The 16,300-nt window shown below is 73.8% G+C and carries 16 protein-coding genes and 2 pseudogenes; 12 read left to right on the top strand and 6 right to left on the bottom strand.

All coding sequences use genetic code 11. The annotated features are described in order from the left end of the window. Nucleotide 1: 1 nt before the first annotated feature. The gene (locus tag K8Z49_RS39960) at nucleotides 2-1,183 is read right to left on the bottom strand and encodes a family 2 encapsulin nanocompartment cargo protein terpene cyclase (RefSeq protein WP_021595176.1); all 1,182 of its coding nucleotides are present in this window, start codon (nucleotides 1,181-1,183) and stop codon (nucleotides 2-4) included. Nucleotides 1,184-1,218: 35 nt separating this feature from the next. Next, complete coding sequence (locus K8Z49_RS39965) at nucleotides 1,219-2,055, bottom strand: geranyl diphosphate 2-C-methyltransferase (RefSeq protein WP_021595175.1); 837 nt, start codon at nucleotides 2,053-2,055, stop codon at nucleotides 1,219-1,221. Between the two features lie 186 nt (nucleotides 2,056-2,241). On the opposite strand from K8Z49_RS39965, the pseudogene K8Z49_RS39970 reads away from it, so the two are divergent. Beyond that, nucleotides 2,242-2,406, top strand: a pseudogene (locus K8Z49_RS39970) (LacI family DNA-binding transcriptional regulator); the annotation flags it as partial. A 134-nt stretch (nucleotides 2,407-2,540) separates the two neighbouring features. Beyond that, nucleotides 2,541-2,645, top strand: a pseudogene (locus tag K8Z49_RS39975) (substrate-binding domain-containing protein); the annotation flags it as partial. A gap of 152 nt (nucleotides 2,646-2,797) precedes the next feature. Here K8Z49_RS39975 and K8Z49_RS39980 read toward each other — a convergent pair. Continuing rightward, the gene (locus tag K8Z49_RS39980) at nucleotides 2,798-3,709 is read right to left on the bottom strand and encodes a LysR family transcriptional regulator (RefSeq protein ID WP_021595173.1); all 912 of its coding nucleotides are present in this window, start codon (nucleotides 3,707-3,709) and stop codon (nucleotides 2,798-2,800) included. A 73-nt stretch (nucleotides 3,710-3,782) separates the two neighbouring features. Here K8Z49_RS39980 and K8Z49_RS39985 point away from each other — a divergent pair, with 73 nt between their 5' ends. From K8Z49_RS39985 to K8Z49_RS40010, 6 genes are all read left to right on the top strand, one after another. Beyond that, entirely contained in the window at nucleotides 3,783-4,799 is a 1,017-nt protein-coding gene (locus tag K8Z49_RS39985) for an EamA family transporter (RefSeq protein ID WP_412516645.1), read from the top strand. Further along, nucleotides 4,723-5,778, top strand: coding sequence for a S1C family serine protease (locus K8Z49_RS39990; RefSeq protein WP_412516646.1), 1,056 nt, complete (start codon nucleotides 4,723-4,725; stop codon nucleotides 5,776-5,778). Before K8Z49_RS39985 ends, K8Z49_RS39990 begins: the two co-directional genes overlap by 77 nt. Before the next feature lie 91 nt (nucleotides 5,779-5,869). Continuing rightward, on the top strand, nucleotides 5,870-6,538 hold the full coding sequence (locus tag K8Z49_RS39995; RefSeq protein ID WP_412516647.1) for a TetR/AcrR family transcriptional regulator: 669 nt from the start codon (nucleotides 5,870-5,872) through the stop codon (nucleotides 6,536-6,538). After that, a complete protein-coding gene (locus K8Z49_RS40000) occupies nucleotides 6,535-7,446 on the top strand; it encodes an ABC transporter ATP-binding protein (RefSeq protein WP_021595169.1) in 912 nt (303 codons plus the stop codon). Before K8Z49_RS39995 ends, K8Z49_RS40000 begins: the two co-directional genes overlap by 4 nt. Then, nucleotides 7,443-9,092, top strand: coding sequence for an ABC transporter permease (locus tag K8Z49_RS40005; RefSeq protein ID WP_412516648.1), 1,650 nt, complete (start codon nucleotides 7,443-7,445; stop codon nucleotides 9,090-9,092). Before K8Z49_RS40000 ends, K8Z49_RS40005 begins: the two co-directional genes overlap by 4 nt. 26 nt (nucleotides 9,093-9,118) lie before the next feature. Next, the gene (locus K8Z49_RS40010) at nucleotides 9,119-9,721 is read left to right on the top strand and encodes a TIGR00730 family Rossman fold protein (RefSeq protein WP_235206421.1); all 603 of its coding nucleotides are present in this window, start codon (nucleotides 9,119-9,121) and stop codon (nucleotides 9,719-9,721) included. On the opposite strand, the gene K8Z49_RS40015 is transcribed toward K8Z49_RS40010, so the two are convergent. Together K8Z49_RS40015 and K8Z49_RS40020 are read right to left on the bottom strand one after the other, a co-directional pair. Further along, nucleotides 9,718-11,520 (bottom strand): thiamine pyrophosphate-requiring protein, encoded by a 1,803-nt coding sequence (locus K8Z49_RS40015; protein WP_412516649.1) that lies wholly within the window; start codon nucleotides 11,518-11,520, stop codon nucleotides 9,718-9,720. The two genes, K8Z49_RS40010 and K8Z49_RS40015, sit on opposite strands and share 4 nt — an antisense overlap. Before the next feature lie 32 nt (nucleotides 11,521-11,552). Then, on the bottom strand, nucleotides 11,553-12,572 hold the full coding sequence (locus tag K8Z49_RS40020; protein WP_412516650.1) for an SDR family oxidoreductase: 1,020 nt from the start codon (nucleotides 12,570-12,572) through the stop codon (nucleotides 11,553-11,555). A 160-nt stretch (nucleotides 12,573-12,732) separates the two neighbouring features. On the opposite strand from K8Z49_RS40020, the gene K8Z49_RS40025 reads away from it, so the two are divergent. Together K8Z49_RS40025 and K8Z49_RS40030 are read left to right on the top strand one after the other, a co-directional pair. Continuing rightward, nucleotides 12,733-13,566, top strand: a complete 834-nt coding sequence (locus K8Z49_RS40025; protein WP_021598559.1) for an inositol monophosphatase family protein — start codon at nucleotides 12,733-12,735, stop codon at nucleotides 13,564-13,566. A gap of 127 nt (nucleotides 13,567-13,693) precedes the next feature. Next, on the top strand, nucleotides 13,694-15,010 hold the full coding sequence (locus K8Z49_RS40030; protein WP_412516651.1) for an alkaline phosphatase PhoX: 1,317 nt from the start codon (nucleotides 13,694-13,696) through the stop codon (nucleotides 15,008-15,010). Nucleotides 15,011-15,018: 8 nt separating this feature from the next. On the opposite strand, the gene K8Z49_RS40035 is transcribed toward K8Z49_RS40030, so the two are convergent. Continuing rightward, nucleotides 15,019-15,336, bottom strand: a complete 318-nt coding sequence (locus K8Z49_RS40035; protein WP_024935356.1) for a hypothetical protein — start codon at nucleotides 15,334-15,336, stop codon at nucleotides 15,019-15,021. 67 nt (nucleotides 15,337-15,403) lie between these two features. Here K8Z49_RS40035 and K8Z49_RS40040 point away from each other — a divergent pair, with 67 nt between their 5' ends. Beyond that, on the top strand, nucleotides 15,404-15,829 hold the full coding sequence (locus tag K8Z49_RS40040) for a hypothetical protein (protein ID WP_021598556.1): 426 nt from the start codon (nucleotides 15,404-15,406) through the stop codon (nucleotides 15,827-15,829). Beyond that, nucleotides 15,826-16,254, top strand: a complete 429-nt coding sequence (locus K8Z49_RS40045; protein ID WP_021598555.1) for an SRPBCC family protein — start codon at nucleotides 15,826-15,828, stop codon at nucleotides 16,252-16,254. Before K8Z49_RS40040 ends, K8Z49_RS40045 begins: the two co-directional genes overlap by 4 nt. The last annotated feature ends 46 nt before the right edge of the window (nucleotides 16,255-16,300 follow it).

Consider the following 16,300-nt stretch of genomic DNA (forward strand, 5'->3'; position numbering starts at 1 on the left):
GTCACGGGGGCCCGGCGTAGCGGGGGTTGGTGGCGTGCCACTCGAAGCCGCCGCCCATCCACGCCCGCAGCCCCCGCAGGAAGCGCTGGAGTTCGGGGGAGGCCACCGGCGCGAGGTCGCGGTGGCCCGCCTCGAAGTCGCGCACGAGGTCGTTGTGGAGGGCCACGGTGATCTCGGTCGCCTCCTCGACGGTGCAGTCCCGGTCGGCGGCGATCAGCAGGACGACGTTGCAGACCGGGTTCGCGTCGGCGGCGTCCTTGGCGACCGAGTGCAGGTCGTTGACGATGACGCTCGCGGTCCCCGCCTGGAAGGCGGCACGGCGGACGCGCGGGTCGTAGTACAGGTGGGCGGGGACCTCGTAGCCGCCGACGACGTCGATGAGCGTCATCGAGGTGTAGAAGCTGTCGTGCTGGCGTGCCGCCAGGTACTCCCAGGCGTGCGGATGCTCACCGGTCTCGCGCCAGGCCGCGTAGGCCGTCCAGCTCACGAACATCGCGAAGGTCGAGTAGCAGATCCGCTGGACCTGCACCGGCGTGGCGTGGCGCGCGAGATGGTCGACGGCCGACTCGAACATGCGCAGGACGAGGTCGTCCTGGAGCGCCTCGCGCAGCGGCGGGGTGAACTCGCCCAGGGGCGGGACGGGGTCCATGGCCGACATCACCAGAGTCAGGCGCTCCGGTAGCCGGGCGGGCACGGCGCCGAGGGCGGTGTCGTCGGCGTAGTAGTCGTCGGCCGCCCACCACGAGGCGTTGAGCTGCGCGGCGACGAGGAGCGCGTCGGGATCGTCGGTGCCCGGGTGGGCGAGCGTCACCAGCCGTCCGAACGCCGCCTTCGCCAGCGCGTCGAGTTCGTGGTCCTCGAATCCGCGGTCGCGCGCCCAGGAGACCAGGCGGGAGTCGACCTCGCCGGCGAGGGCGTCGTCGGTGCGCTCGGGGACGGGGCAGTAGAGCGGCGAGTGCGTCCCGTCCCCCCACGAGCGTGCGACGTAGCCGGGACCGGGCGCGGGGGCCGCCCCCGAGAGGAGGTCGCCGTAGGGCACCTCGCGGCTGGGACGCGCCGCGGCGATCAGCGACGGCAGGACCGCCGCGACGGTCCCGAGGCCGGCGGGCCCCGCGGGCAGGACGCCCGCGGGCGGTGCGGACGGCCGCTGCGGACCGCCGCAGCCGTGGTGTGTCGCTTCCATGCCTTGCTCCTGCCTGGACGGGGCCCGGGACGGGGTCAGATGCGGTCGGCGGCGATGAGCAGGTACTGGAAGCTGCCGTCGCGGTAGGCGTCCAGGAAGGCGTCCTCGATGCCGGTGGCGACCGACGACTGCCGGCGCAGCTCCCAGTACGGGATCGTGTCGGCGGTCAGGTCGACGACGGCGGCGGGCACGAGCCGGTTGGCGGCCATGGCGCGGAAGTAGGCGCTGCGCGGATGGATGTCGCAGACGTAGTGGGCGTTGATCGTGGAGACCGCCTTGGACGGCAGCCCGTACACGTCGTTGTAGCAGCCGGTGATGGTGACGTACCGTCCGCCGCGGGCGAGGAGCCGGGAGTGCGCCGCGAAGAGGTCGTCCAGGACGGTGTACATCGTCGACTCGTTGTTCCAGATCGCCTGGAACGCGCCCGCCTCGAAACCGGTGTCGAGCATGTTCTTGAAGTGGAACCGGACCTTGCCGGCGACGCCGTGCCGCTCGGCCTCGGCGTTGGCGAAGTCCACCTGGGTCCGGGAGATGGAGACGCCGTCGACCCGGCAGCCGAAGGCGGCGTTGGCCATGATGCTGGTGCCGCCGCGGCCCGACCCGGCGTCCAGCAGGCGGTGCCCGGGCGCGATGTCGCCGAGGTGGGACAGCAGCAGCCGCGCCTGGGCGTTCTCCAGCCGGTGCATCTCGGCGATGATCGCCTTCTCGCGGCCGGCCTCCGCCGTCTCCAGCACGGACCAGTCGACCTCGCCGACCCCGTAGTGGTGGTGGTAGATCCCGGACACGTCGCCCAGCCGGAGGTTGACCGGGTTGCGTTCGGAGTTCCAGTAGTCGGCGACGTCGCTCTGGTAGACGCTGGCGATGGCCGTCATATGTGATCTCCTTCGTCCGCGGTTCCTGCGCTGAGTTACGGCACGAAAGCTAACGGTGACGTTCCGTGCGCGGAAGTGGACCGGTCAGCACAGAAACCAGTCACGGCGTCCCGTGAATGTGCCGTCCCGGATAGTCGGCCGTCCCGCCCCGGGTCGGCGGGACGGCCCATGGGGTTCAATGCGGCCATGGGGAGCGAGCGCGCGGGGAGTCGGCCGGCCCGGGCGACGATCAACGACGTGGCGCGGGAGGCCGCCGTGTCGCCGGCGACCGTGTCCCGGGTGCTGTCGGGCGCCAAGGCGGTCTCCGCCGACCTGGAGCGGCGGGTCCGCGCGGCCGTCGAGCGGCTCGGGTACCGGCCCAACCCGGCGGCGCAGGGCCTGCTCCGCGGCGCCACGCACACGATCGGGATGGTCGTCCCCGACCTGAGCAACCCCTGCTTCGCGGAGGTGCGGGCGCGACCGCCGTCGTCGCCTTCAGCGACCACGTGGCGCTGGGGGTGCTGGCCCGGCTGGACGAGCTGGGCGTCGGCGTGCCCGCCGAGGTCTCCCTGACCGGGTTCGACGACACCTCGCTCAGCCGGCTGGTCACCCCGCGGCTGACGACCGTCCGCGTCCGCAAGCAGGACCTCGGCCGTCGGGCCTGGGAGCTAAGCTGCTCACCGGGCCGGGCCGCGACGTCGTCACGGTCGTCCCGGACCTCGTCGTCCGGGCCTCCACCGCGCCGCCCGCGCGCTGATCCGGCTCAGCCGGCGCGGTGCCGCTCCGCCGCCTCGTGCAGCGCCTCCAGGGCCCGCGCGATCGGCGGCTGGCGGTCGCTGCCGCGCCGGACGATCGCGATGACGCGCCGCGACGGGACCACCTCGCCCCGCAGCGGCACCCGCACGACCGCGTCCGCCGGCGGCAGCGGGGCGAGCCGGGGCACCAGGCCGACGCCGAAGCCGGCGGCGACCAGCGCCGAGACGGCGAACCACTCGTTGGCCTCGTGGGCGATGCGGGGCGTGTAGCCGGCGGCGCCGCAGGCGGCGAGCATGAGCCGGTGCTGGTCGATCCGGGCCGGCGAGCCGATCCAGGGCTCGGCGGCGGCGTCGGCGAGCCGGGCCGTCCCGCCGGCGGCGAGCGGGTGCCCCCGCGCGACGAGGAGGTCCTGCGGCTCGTCGAGCACCGGCCACTGCGCGAACCGGGCGTCGTCCGGCGCGGGGGTGTGCCCGCCGGGGATGACCACGGCGACGTCGAAGTGCCGGGCGAGGAGCAGGTGGGCGGCGTCCTCGCTCTCCCGCTCGCTCATGTGGACGGCGACGCCGGGGTGTCGCTCGCGGAGCCGGGCGGCGGCCGGGGCCACGAGCGCGGCGAGGGCGCTGGAGACGCTGCAGAACCGCACCTGGCCGGACGTCCCGGCGCGGTGCCCGGCGAGGTCGGCGCGGGCGCGCTCCCACTGCGCGGACAGGACGTCGGCGTGCCGCAGCACCGTGTGCGCCGCGGCGGTGAGCCGCACCCTCCGCCCCTGCGCCTCCAGCAGCTCGACGCCGAGGTCGCGGGCGAGCTGGCGGAGCTGCTGCGACACCGTGGAGGGCGTCAGGTGCAGCGCCTCCGCGGTCGCGGTCACCGTGCCGCGCTCCCGCAGGACCCGCAGCGTCTGCAGGCGGTGGTCGATCATGCGGCCATTCAACACGATGGTGTGCGGATTCTTTCGATGGACGCGAACGGTCGCCGCCTCGCAGGGTGGTCGTATGGCCATCGGAAAGGACGCGAGCCGGCGCGTTCCCGCTCCACTGCTGATCCTTGGCAGCGTGGTCTCGATCCAGGCGGGCCAGGCCTGCGGCAAGGCGATGTTCGGGCTCGCGGGCGCGCCGGGGGTGGTGGTGCTGCGGCTGGTGTTCGCGGCGCTCGTCTTGCTCGCCCGCCGTCCCCCGCTGCCGCGCCGGGGCTCGCTCGGCCTGATCGCCGCCCTGGGGACGGCCATCGCCGGGATGCAGCTGATCTATCCGGCGATCGAGCGGCTCCCGGTCGGGGTGGCCTCCACGCTGCAGTTCCTCGGCCCGCTGACGCTCGCGCTGGTGAGGGCGCGGCGCCCGGCCGACCTGGTGTGGGCCGCGCTCGCGGGGACCGGGGTGTTCCTGCTCTACGGGCCGTCGGGCTCGCCGGTCCCGCTCGCGGGGGCCGCGTTCGCGCTGGCCTCCGGCGCCTGCATGGCCGCCTACCTCGTCCTGAACAAGCGCGCCGGCATGCTGGACGGGGCCCCGCTCACGTGGGCCGTGGCGTTCGCGGCGGTCCTCGTCCTGCCCCTCGCGCCGTCGGCCCCTGACGCGCTGCTGCGGCCGGAGGTATTGCTCGCGGGGCTCGGCGTCGCGCTGCTCTCGGCCGTCGTCCCGTGGTCTCTGGACGTGGCGGCGCTGCGCCGGCTGCCCGACCACGTGGTCGCCGTGATGGTCAGCCTGGAGCCCGCCGCCGGGGCCCTGGCCGGTCTCGTCCTGCTGGGCGAGCACCTGTCCTGGGCGTCCTGGCTCGCCGTCGGGTGCGTGTCCGCGGCCTCGGCGGGCACCGTCCTGTCCAACCGGCCCTGTCCCGACCGGCGGGCCGGCGCAGAAGTCTTGCGACAAGGCGGCGAAAACGTGACCTCACCCGCGCCTGTTCCCCGGAGCGGGGGAAGTGTTCACCCAGGAGGTGGACATGGACGCGAAAGTGAGGGCGTGCGCGCTGGCGGCGGCGGGGACTCTGGCACTCGCCGGATGCAGCGGGAACGGTGAGGAGGCCGGCTCGGCGACCGCGCGGACGACGGCGCCCGTCTCGGGGGCGGCGGCGGACCTGCAGCAGCAGTACGAGAAGGTCGTGGACGCCGTCCTGCCGTCGGTGGTGAAGATCCAGACCGACCAGGGGCAGGGCTCCGGCGTCGTCTTCGACGACCAGGGGGACATCGTCACGAACGCGCACGTGGTCGCCGGAGCGAAGAAGATCGAGGTCACCTCGTCCGGCGGCGGCTCCCCGCTGGCGGCCTCGCCGGTGGGCGCGTTCGCCGCCGACGACCTGGCCGTCGTCAAGGTGGACGGCGGCTCGCTGAGGCCGGCGTCGTGGGGCGAGTCGGGCAAGGCCAAGGTCGGCCAGATCGTCCTCGCGATGGGCAACCCGCTCGGGCTGGCCGGGAGCGTGACCAACGGGATCGTCTCCGCGCTGCACCGGACGGTGTCCACGAAGGGGGAGGGCGCCTTCCAGGGGTCGACGATCGCCGACGCCATCCAGACGAGCGCGGCGATCAACCCGGGCAACAGCGGCGGCGCGCTGGTGACGCTGGAGGGGCAGGTCATCGGCATCCCGACGGCGGCGGCGTCCGACCCGCAGATCGGCGCCGCGGCGGCGGGCATCGGCTTCGCGACGCCGAGCGACACGGTGAAGCGGATCGTCCCGCAGCTCGTCCGGACGGGGAAGGTGTCCAACTCCGGCCGGGCCGCGCTCGGCGTGGTGGTGCGCACGATCGTCGACCCGCAGAGCGGGCAGCGGACCGCGGTCGCCGTGGCCGAGGTCCAGCAGGGCGGCGGCGCCGCGGCGGCGGGCATCCAGGCCGGGGACCTGATCCTGTCGGTGAACGGCACGCCGACGCCCGACCAGACCGCGCTGTCGTCCGTCCTCGCGACCCTCAAGCCCGGTGGCACGGCGCAGGTCGAGGTCCAGAAGGCGGACGGTTCGAGGAAGCAGGTCCAGGTGAAGCTCGGCGAGCTGCCCGGCGGCTGACCCCGCGGCCCCCCGCCCCGTTGACAGGAGCCTGTACCGATGTACAGTGTACAAGCGTACAGGTTACTGAACGTCGGTACAGGGGTGGAGCATGGCGCCGAGCGAGCGGGCCGAGGATTTGACCGGGCGCGCCCGCATCCGGGACGCGGCCCTGGCGGAGTTCGCCGAGCACGGGGTGAAGGGCGCGACGATCCGCGGCATCGCGAAGGCCGCCGGGGTGTCGCCCGCCCTCGTCCAGCACCACTACGGGACCAAGGAGGCGCTCCGCGAAGCCTGCGACGCCCACGTGATCGAGGTCATCCGCGAGACCAAGAGCGAGGCGCTCCGCGGCGGCATGGCCAGCCCGAACTTCCTGTCGATCGCGATGCGGACGGCCCTGCCCATCCAGCGCTACGTGGCCCGCGCCCTGACCGACGGTTCGGCGGCCGCGGCGGCGCTGTTCGACGACGCGGTGGAGTACAGCGAGGAGGTCCTCGAACGCGGGGCCCCCAGGATCGACAAACCGCGGACCGACGACGTGCACGGCTACGCGACCGTCATGACCGGCATGAACTTCGGCCTGATCGTCCTGCACGAGCACATGTCCAGGGCGCTCGGCGCCGACATCCTCACGGGCGACGGCTACCCCCGGATGGCGCTCGCGATGCTGGACGTCCTCACGGACAGCCTCATATCGCCCGAACTGGCGGCGCAGACGCGCGCCGCCCTGAAAGCCCTGCCCGCGGCCGGCGGGCAGTCCCCCCGCGAGGAGGACCGGTGACCACCGACACGCCCCCCGTATCCGTCTCCGGCCTGGTCAAGAGCTTCGGCCGGACGCGCGCGCTCGACGGCCTCGACCTGACCGTCCGGTCCGGCGAGGTGCACGGCTTCCTCGGCCCGAACGGCGCGGGGAAGTCGACCACCATCCGCGTCCTGCTCGGCCTGCTGCGCGGCGACGCCGGCGCCGTCCGGCTGCTCGGCGGCGACCCATGGCGGGACGCGACCGAGCTGCACCGCCGCCTCGCCTACGTCCCCGGCGACGTGACGCTGTGGCCGAACCTGTCCGGCGGCGAGGTGATCGACCTGCTCGGCCGGATGCGCGGCGGCGTGAACCCGCGCCGCAAGGCCGAGTTGCTCGACCGGTTCGAGCTCGACCCGCGCAAGAAGGGCCGCGCCTACTCCAAGGGCAACCGGCAGAAGGTCGGGCTGGTCGCCGCGCTGGCGTCCGAGGCTGAGCTGCTGCTCCTGGACGAGCCCACCTCCGGCCTGGACCCCCTCATGGAGGAGGTGTTCCAGGAGTGCGTCAGGGAGGAGCGGCGCGACGGCCGGACGATCCTGCTGTCCAGCCACATCCTGTCCGAGGTCGAGGCGCTCTGCGACCGGGTGACGATCATCCGCAAGGGCGTCGCGGTGGAGAGCGGGACGCTCGCCGAGCTGCGGCACCTGACCCGCACGTCCATCGACGCCGAGCTGGCGTCCCCGCCGGACGGGCTCCCGCTGCCGGGCGCGCACGACGTCCGCATCGACGGCAACAAGATCCGGTTCGAGGTGGAGACCACCGCGCTGGACGCCGCCCTGCGGCAGCTCACCGAGGCGGGCGTGCGGAGCCTGGTCAGCCGGCCGCCGACGCTGGAGGAGCTGTTCCTGCGCCACTACAAGGACGAGCTCCCCGCGGAGGCCGTGCGATGACCGCGCTCACCGGGACCGGCGGCCTCGTCCGGCTGATCCTGCGGCGCGACCGGTTCGTCCTCCCGGCCTGGATCGTGGTGCTGACCCTCATCCCCGTCAACTTCGTCGAGGCCACCGAGAGCCTCTACCCGACCGCCGCGGACCGCCTCCAGTACGCGCACACCTCCGGGACGAACCCGACGTTCCTCGCGCTGTACGGGCCGTTGTACAGCCCCGACCTCGGCGGGATCATCGCCCAGCGGTGCGGCTTCATCCCCGTGATCATCGGGCTGATCAGCGCGCTCACGGTCGTCCGGCACACCCGGGCCGAGGAGGAGGCGGGCCGCCGCGAGCTGCTCGGCGCCACCGTCACCGGCCGCGGCGCCGGCCTGGCCGCCGCGCTTCTGGTGACCATGGCGGCGAACCTCGTGCTCGCCGCGCTGCTCACCGCGGGCATGGCCGCGCAGGGCCTGCCCCTCGCGGGCTCGCTGGCGTTCGGCCTGCAACTGGCCGCGGCCGGATGCGTGTTCGCCGCCGTCGCGGGCGTCACCGCCCAGCTCAGCGAGGGGGCCGGCGCCGCCCGCGGGACGGCCGTCGCCGCGCTCGGCGCCGCGTTCACGGTCCGGATGGCCGCCGACGTCGGCGGCGCCGGCAACGGCCTGTCGTGGCTGGGCTGGCTCTCCCCGCTCGGCTGGGGCACCCGCGTCCGCGCCTACGGCGGGGAGCGCTGGTGGACGCTCGCGCTCGTCGCAACCCTCGTCGCCGTCCTGGTCGCCGCGGCCGGTGTGCTGTCGGCCCGGCGGGACGTGGGCGCGGGCGTGCTGCCGCCGAAGCTCGGCCCCGCCGACGGGCCCCGCCGGCTGTCGGGGCCGTTCGGCCTCGGGTGGCGGTTGCAGAGCCGTCCCCTGTACGGATGGCTCGCGGGGTTCGCCGTGCTCGGCGTCGTGTACGGCGCGGTGGCGGGCGGCGTCGGGGACATGATGAAGGACAACCCCGACCTGGAGGAGATCTTCACTCGCATCGGTGGTGAGAGGGGGTCTTCTTCCATTGAAGGCGGTGGGTGGGGGCTGGAGGACGGTGGGATCATCGACGCCTACTTCGCCTCGGTGATGAGCACGCTCGGCCTGATCGCCGCCGCCTACGCGGTCTCGGCCACGCTGCGGCTGCGCGCGGAGGAGGCCGCGCAGCGCGCCGAGCCGCTGCTCGCCACCCCGGCGGGACGGCTGCGGTGGGCGTCGAGCCACCTGGCGTTCGCCCTGCTCGGGCCGGTCGCGGCGCTCGGCGTCGCCGGCCTGGCCGCGGGGCTGGCGCACGGCCTGGACACCGGCGACCCCGGCCGCGAGGTGCCGCGCGTCCTCGGCGCCGCGCTCGCGCAACTGCCCGCCGTCTGGCTGGTCGGGGCGATCGGGCTCGCGCTGTTCGGCCTCGCGCCCCGGTTCACCGGCGGGGCCTGGGCCGCGGTCGCGGTGTTCGCGGTCGTCACCCTCTTCGGCGCCGGGCTGAACCTGGACCGGTGGGCGCTCGACGTCTCGCCGTTCACCCACATTCCGAAGCTGCCGGGCCGGTCGTTCACGGCCGCGCCGATGATCTGGCTGGTCGTGCTCGCGGCCGCGCTCTCGGCGGTCGGCCTGGCGGCCTTCCGCCGCCGCGATATCGCGTCGAGCTGACCGCCCCGAGCCGTTAGATTGGCCGGGTGACCTCTCGGAAATCCCTCGCCATCTGCGTGTTCTGCTCCTCCAGCGGCAAGATCGACCGCCGCTACGTCGATCTCGCCGCGGAGGCCGGCGCCGAGCTGGCCCGGCGCGGCCACAGCCTCGTCAGCGGCGGCGCCCAGGTCTCGTGCATGGGCGCCGTCGCGCGCGCCGCGCGGGCCGGCGGCGCCCGGACGGTCGGCGTGATCCCCGAGGGGCTCGTCAGCGTCGAGATCTCCGACGAGGACAACGACGAGCTGATCGTCACCGGTGACATGCGCTCCCGCAAGGGCGAGATGGACCGGCGCAGCGACGCCTTCCTCATCCTCCCCGGCGGCATCGGGACGCTGGAGGAGCTGTTCGAGGTGTGGACCGCCCGCGTCCTCGCCATGCACACCAAGCCCGTCGTCATCCTCGACCCGACCGGCGTCTACGAGCCGCTCCGCGAGCTGATGAGCGGCCTCACCGACCAGGGCTTCGCCCGCCCCAAGATCTGGGACGCCGTCGGCTGGACGGACTCCGTCCCCGAGGCCTTCGACCTGCTGGAGCGGTCGCAGCCCCGCATCGACTTCTCCCCGGAGGACTACGCGGAGGCCGAGCTCTAGTGCCCGCGCCCCGGCATGTTCTCGTACATGTCGGTGAGCTTCTGGCGGAAGCCGCGGGCCGCGATGCCGATCTTCTGCGGGTCCTTCATCCCGGCCTTGATCGCCTTCTTGGCCTGGTCCTTCATGATGTGCGGCGGGATCGGGGCGATCTCGCTGTCGACCACGAACTCCAGCACGACCGGACGGTCACTGGCGAGGGCCTCCCGCCACGCCTCGGTGACCTTCCCGGGCTCGTCGCAGTAGATGCCCTTCAGCCCCGCCAGCTCGGCGTACTCGGCGTACGGGAAGTCGGGGATCGACTGCGAGCCCTCGAACTTGGGGTCGCCTCCCATCGCCCGCTGCTCCCAGGTCACCTGGTTGAGGTCCTGGTTGTTGAACACCGCGAAGACCAGCGGCGCTGAACCGGCCATCCGCCCGGCGTACCGCTTCACGGTGATCATCTCGTTCATGCCGTTCATCTGGAACGCGCCGTCGCCGACGAAGCAGATCACCGGCCGGTCCGGGAAGGCGAACCGGGCCGCGATCGCGTAGGGGACGCCCGGGCCCATCGTGGCGAGCGTCCCCGACAGCGACGCGCGCATCCCGTCGCGGAGCTTGAGGTGCCGGGCCCACCAGTTGGTGGCCGACCCGGAGTCCGCGGTGAGGATCGCGCCGTCGGGCAGCAGCGGCGACAACTCGTGCGCGACCGCCTGCGGATTGATCTTGCCCTCGAAGCTCTGGCCCGCCCGCTTGTCCATCACCGCGTCCCAGGCGCGGACGTTCTCCTCGATCTCCTCGCGCCAGGACCGGTCCTCCTTGCGCCGCAGCAGCGGGATCAGCTCGCGCAGAGTCTCCTTCGCGTCCCCGACGACGTGCGCGTCCATCGGGTAGCGGATGCCGATCATGCGGCCGTCGATGTCGATCTCCACGCCCCGGCAGCTTCCCTCGTCCGGCAGCCACTCGGCGTACGGGAAGCTCGTGCCGATCATGAACAGCGTGTCGCAGTTCATCATCATCTCGTCGCTGGCCTTGGAGCCGAGCAGGCCGATCGGGCCGGTGACGAACGGCAGGTCGTCGGGCAGGACCGCGCGGCCGAGCAGCGCCTTGGCCACCCCGGCGCCGAGCAGCTCGGCGGTCTCGATCACCTCGGCCTCGGCGTCCGCGGCGCCCTGGCCGACCAGCATGGCGACCCTGCCGCCCTCGTTGAGGATGTCCGCGGCCTTCCGCAGTTCCTCCCTGTCCGGCAGCACCCGGGGCCGGCTCCACCCCACGCTGGAGTAGACCGAACCGTGCTCCTTCGGCGGCGAGGGCACCGCGTCCGCCTCCTGGACGTCCTCCGGGACGACGATCGTCGCGACGCCGCGGGTGGTCAGCGCCGTCTTGAACGCCCGGTCGATGACGTGCCGCATCTGGCCGGGATGCATCACGATCTGGCAGTACTCCGAGACGTCCGAGAACAGGTTCTCCAGGTTGACCTCCTGCTGGTAGTGCGTGCCCTGGGCGAGGCGCTTCTGCTGCCCGACGATCGCGACCACGGGCTGGTGGTCCAGCTTCGCGTCGTAGAGGCCGTTCAGCAGGTGGATCGCGCCGGGCCCGGACGTGGCGACGCAGACGCCCGCCTCGCCGGTGAACTTGGCGTGCCCGCAGGCCATGAAAGCGGCCATCTCCTCGTGCCGCGCCTGGATGAACTCGGGCCTGCCGTCGGCCCGGTCGAACGCGCCGAGCAGCCCGTTGATGCCGTCGCCGGGGTAGCCGTAGACCCGGTCCACGCCCCACTCGGTCAGCCGCCCGAGCACGTAGTCGGCCACTTGCTGAGCCATCGCTCTCTCCTCTTCGTCAGGTCATCGAGCCGTCAGCGCCGCAGCAGCCTGGCCGCGCCCACCGCGGCGCCCGCGGCGGCGCCGGCGGTCGCCGCGCCGACCAGGTACTTGTGCCGCCCCGCCCACATCTGCGGGCTCCGGGCGTGGGCCTGCGCGTCGAACCGGCCGTGTCCGCCGTGATCGGTGTTCTCGTCGGCCGGCTCCCAGAGGTTCTCCGGCCGGTCGTCGCGGGCGCGCTTGTCCGTCTGCTGGGACGAGAACCCCGTCCGGGCCAGGTAGCGGTCCAGCAGCCCGGCCGCGACCCGGTCGGCGAGGATCGTCGCGACCGTGCTTGCGCCGATCCAGTACTCCCGCCGCCCCGGGTGCTCGGCGGCGTGGACGAGCGCGTCCGCCGCGATCTCCGGCTGGAAGATGGGCGGGACGGGCTGAGGCCGGCGCGGCAGCCGGTTCAGCACCCAGTCGAACTGGGGCGTGTTGACCGCCGGCATCTGCACCATCGTCACCTTCACGCCGCTGCCCTCGTGCATCAGCTCGGCCCGCAGCGAGTCGTGCAGCCCCTGGACGGCGTGCTTGGCGCCGCAGTAGGCGCTCTGCAAGGGGATCCCCCGGTAGGCCAGCGCCGACCCGCACTGGACGATCACGCCGCGGTCGCGCGGCATCATCCGCTTCAGCGCGGCCCGGGTGCCGTTGGCGTAGCCGAGGTAGGTGACCTCGGTGGTGCGCTCGAACTCGTCCGGTCCGATCTCCCAGAACGGCGCGAACACCGAGGAGAACGCCACGTTGACCCACACGTCGATGGGGCCGAGCTCGTCCTCGGTCCGCCGCGCGGCCTCGTCCACGCGGGCGGCGTCCGCCATGTCCACGCCGATCGAGAGGGCGCGCCCACCGGCGGCCTCGACGTCGGCGGCGGCGCCGTCCAGTCCCTCCGCACCACGGGCGAGCAGGGCGACGCCGGCGCCGCGCTCCGCGAACGCCCGCGCGGCGGCGCGGCCGATTCCGCCCGTGGCGCCCGTCACCACGACGACGGTGTCCTGGCCGATCTTGTGCTTCATCTCATCCCCACGGCGGCGACGCTGCATCCGGCACTAGGACCCCACTGCCCGTGGTGAAGTCCCTGTAACGCGGGCCACGCCCGGCCCTCGACTACCGTCGACGGTGTGCGCGCCCGTGGCCTGCGGGTGCCCCGCCGTACGCACCGACAGAAGGAGCCGAATGAACGCCGACGTCCCCGCCTCGCGGGAACTGGCCGGAATCGCCGAGCTCGCCGCCCGCGCCACCGGCGACCGGCTGCGGACGGCGTTCCGCTCGCGTCCGCAGGTCGACCACAAGAGGGACTTCCACGACCCGGTCACCGAGCACGACCGCGCGGCGGAGGAGACCATCCGGGCCGTCCTCGACGAGCACACGCCCGGCAGCGTCGTCGTGGGGGAGGAGGGCGGCGTGCAGGGTGACGGGTCCGGCGGCGTCCGCTGGTACGTGGACCCCATCGACGGCACCGCCAACTTCGCCGTCGGCCTGCCGTTCTTCTGTGTGTCCATCGGCGCGGTCAGCGGCGGCGAGCTGGTGGCGGGCGTGGTGTACGACCCGGTGCGGGACGACATGTTCACCGCGTCCCTCGGCGGCGCCACCTGCAACGGCGAGCCGATCGAGAGCCGCGGGGCCTCCCGTGACCGGGGCGCCGTCGTCGCGACGTCCTACCCGAGCCCGCACGACCTGCGCGGCGGGCGCGAGGAGGTGCTTCGGCGCTACGGCCGGATCGTGGACGCCTTCGCCACCGTGCGCCGCCCCGGCAGCGCCGCGCTGACCCTCGCGCACGTCGCCGCAGGCTGGGCGGACGTCGCCTACGACTCCTCCATCAACGCCTACGACATCGCCGCGGGCCTGCTGCTGGTCAGGCAGGCCGGCGGGACGTACGTGCCGATCGGCGGCGAGCCCGGCGGCGACGACTGGGACGCCCCCGGATACCTGGCGTGCGTGGGCGGGTTCGATCTCGGTGGCTCCGTCCTCGCCGAGATCGCGGACCTGAAGGGCGCGGGCACCCGCTGACCGGAGCCGCCGTGCCCGGAAAGGCAAGATTGTCCTGGGGGTTTGCCCTCCGGACGATGATCGTTCACCGCCGGTTCAGGGGCGGCGACCAGGCTCCCGCGTGATCCCCTCACGTGAAGGAGTGCCCATGTCCGTGACCCGTCGCGGAGTCGTCAAGGGCGGCGCGGCCGGCGCCCTGTCCATCGCCCTCGCCGGAAGCCTGGACGGAATCTTCCAGACCTCCGCGGGCGCGGAGACCGGGGAGGCCTACGGCTACGGTCCGCTGATCCCCGACCCCAAGGGCGTCCTCGACCTGCCCAAAGGCTTCTCCTACAAGACGCTGTCGGTCGAAGGCGACCCCATCTCCGACGGCGTCGTCGTCCCCGGGCACCACGACGGGATGGCCACGTTCCCCGGAAGCGGGCACGGCCGGACCCGCCTGGTGCGCAACCACGAGCAGAGCGACAACGGCACCCGCGCCGTGGCGCCCCCCGAGCTGACCTACGACCCGGCGGCCAACGGCGGCACCACCACCCTGGAGGTCGACAGCCGCGGCAACCTGCTGTCGCAGTACGTCAGCCTCGCCGGGACCGCGGTGAACTGCGCGGGCGGCCGCACACCGTGGGGCACCTGGCTGACCTGCGAGGAGACCGAGGGCTTCGGCGGCGAGACCAAGAGCCACGGCTGGGTCTTCGAGGTCGACCCGCGCGGCCGGCGCACCGAGCCCGTCCCGCTGAAGGGGCTCGGCCGGTTCGCCCACGAGGCCGTCGCCGTCGACCCGCACACGCTCACCGCCTACCTGACCGAGGACGCCTCCAAGCCGTTCGGGCTGCTCTACCGGTTCCGGCCGCGCGCCCACCGCGGCGGCTACCACGCCTACCGGTCGGGCGGGAGGCTGGAGGCGCTGTACGTGCGCGGCGTGCCGGACCTGTCGGCCGTCCAGGAGCCGGGGACGCGGCTGCGCGCCCAGTGGGTGGACGTCCCGGACCCGGCGGCGAAGCGGACGTCCGTCCGCGAGCAGTTCGACAAGATCACGCGGAGCCAGAAGCTCGAAGGCGCCTGGTGGGGGCACGGCAAGGCGTACTTCGTCTGCAGCTTCTCCAAGACCGCCGACGGCGGCGCCGCCGACCACGCCGGGCAGGTCTGGACCTACGACCCGCACCGGAACGAGATCGAGCTGCAACTGATCTTCGCGGCGGGCGGGCGCTTCGACGGCCCCGACAACATCACCGTGTCCCCGTTCGGCGGCGGCGTGATCCTGGCCGAGGACGGCGACGGCGAGCAGTACCTCGTCGGCACCACCCGCAAGGACCGGCCGTTCGCGATGGCCCGCAACGCCCTCAACGGCAGCGAGTTCACCGGCGTGACGTTCTCCCCGGACGGGCGGATCCTGTTCGCCAACCGCCAGTCGGACCCGGGCGCGACGTTCGCGATCACCGGGCCCTGGCACCGCCTGCGCGGCTGACCCGGCCGCTAGGCGAGGCCGCGGCGGGCGACCGCGGGAGGGCGGGTGCCCTGGATGGACGCGACCATGTCGAGCACCTGGCGCGTCCCGTCCGCCTGCGACTCCGGCACCCGGAACAGCGTCGCCCCGAGCCACGCGTAGACGGACGCCGCGGCGAGCAGCCCGGGATCGGGCTCCCGCGCGTCCGTCTCCAGGGTGACGAGCACGGCGCCCCCCGACCCCGCGAGCCGTTCGACGCGGTCCGCCGGGGGCGCCGTGCCGGCGTCCGCGGCGCCGGCGGGAACCGGCGCGTCCGGTGGGAGGACCTTCCGCTCTTGCAACCCCATGCCCCCAAGCGTGGCACGATCGGGGGCGGGGATTCGTCCTCCAGATGGGGTGCCGTCAGATCGGAGCGTGATCGTGGTCGTGGTTCTCGTCCTGGCCGGCGTGGCCGTGCTGGGCGCCGTCGTCGCCCTCGCCATGGGCAGGGGCGGCGAGCTGGCCGAGACCCATCCCGACTACCCGCCGCTCCGGGTGGACGCCGAGGGCCGGCCCGTCGTCGGGCCGAGGTCCTCGCCGCTCCGGTTCCCCGCGACCTTCTGGGGCTACCAGATGCAGGTGACCGACGAGGCCGTCGGGCGCCTCACCGAGGCCCTGCACGAGCGCGACGCCCGCGTCGCCGAACTGGAGCGGCAGCTCCGCGACCTCCGGCGCCGCCTGGGCGAGGCGGAGCCGTCCACTCCCATCGGGGCCCTGCACGGCATCGAGGACACCGGCAACGGGGTGCCGCTCCGCAAGGAGTCCGCGGAACCGGACGGCGCCAAGGAAGAGCACGCGTGAGCGAGGTCGCCGTCCACGCGGAGGCCGTCTCGGCGGCCCCGCCCGACCGGGTCTTCGAGGTCCTCACCGACTGGCCGAGGCACGCCGACTGGATGCCGTTCACCCGCGCCGAGGGCGGCGACCGGGTCGGCGACGAGCTGAGGGCGTGGACGGGCGTCGGCCCGGTCGGCTTCCTCGACACCATGGTCATCACCGACTGGCGGCCGGGCCGGCGCGTCGCCGTCCGGCACACCGGCCGGGTGGTGCGCGGCGAGGCCTGGTTCAAGGTCGTCCCCGAGGGGGCGGGCAGCCGGATCATCTGGGCGGAGCGCGTCGACCTGCCCCTCGGCCCCCTCGGCCGGGCCGGCTGGCTGGTCGCCGGCCCGGCCGTGAAGGCGTTCATGGGCCTCGGGCTGCGGCGCCTCGCCGCCTTGGCGCAGGCGTAGGGCCGCACTGTCGCAGGCGTAGGGCCGCACTGTCGCAGGCATGAGG

The sequence above is a fragment of the Actinomadura madurae genome (assembly GCF_047130825.1).
Lineage (GTDB): Bacteria > Actinomycetota > Actinomycetes > Streptosporangiales > Streptosporangiaceae > Spirillospora > Spirillospora madurae.

What these genes read in the sequence shown, in the direction of transcription:
- K8Z49_RS39980 (WP_021595173.1), bottom strand. Translation starts at nt 3,709, where the DNA reads ATGATCGACCACCGCCTGCAGACGCTGCGGGTCCTGCGGGAGCGCGGC.
- K8Z49_RS39990 (WP_412516646.1), top strand. Translation starts at nt 4,723, where the DNA reads ATGGACGCGAAAGTGAGGGCGTGCGCGCTGGCGGCGGCGGGGACTCTG.
- K8Z49_RS40030 (WP_412516651.1), top strand. Translation starts at nt 13,694, where the DNA reads ATGTCCGTGACCCGTCGCGGAGTCGTCAAGGGCGGCGCGGCCGGCGCC.
- K8Z49_RS39965 (WP_021595175.1), bottom strand. Translation starts at nt 2,055, where the DNA reads ATGACGGCCATCGCCAGCGTCTACCAGAGCGACGTCGCCGACTACTGG.
- K8Z49_RS39960 (WP_021595176.1), bottom strand. Translation starts at nt 1,183, where the DNA reads ATGGAAGCGACACACCACGGCTGCGGCGGTCCGCAGCGGCCGTCCGCA.
- K8Z49_RS40005 (WP_412516648.1), top strand. Translation starts at nt 7,443, where the DNA reads ATGACCGCGCTCACCGGGACCGGCGGCCTCGTCCGGCTGATCCTGCGG.
- K8Z49_RS40015 (WP_412516649.1), bottom strand. Translation starts at nt 11,520, where the DNA reads ATGGCTCAGCAAGTGGCCGACTACGTGCTCGGGCGGCTGACCGAGTGG.
- K8Z49_RS40025 (WP_021598559.1), top strand. Translation starts at nt 12,733, where the DNA reads ATGAACGCCGACGTCCCCGCCTCGCGGGAACTGGCCGGAATCGCCGAG.
- K8Z49_RS40035 (WP_024935356.1), bottom strand. Translation starts at nt 15,336, where the DNA reads ATGGGGTTGCAAGAGCGGAAGGTCCTCCCACCGGACGCGCCGGTTCCC.
- K8Z49_RS39985 (WP_412516645.1), top strand. Translation starts at nt 3,783, where the DNA reads ATGGCCATCGGAAAGGACGCGAGCCGGCGCGTTCCCGCTCCACTGCTG.
- K8Z49_RS40020 (WP_412516650.1), bottom strand. Translation starts at nt 12,572, where the DNA reads ATGAAGCACAAGATCGGCCAGGACACCGTCGTCGTGGTGACGGGCGCC.
- K8Z49_RS39995 (WP_412516647.1), top strand. Translation starts at nt 5,870, where the DNA reads ATGGCGCCGAGCGAGCGGGCCGAGGATTTGACCGGGCGCGCCCGCATC.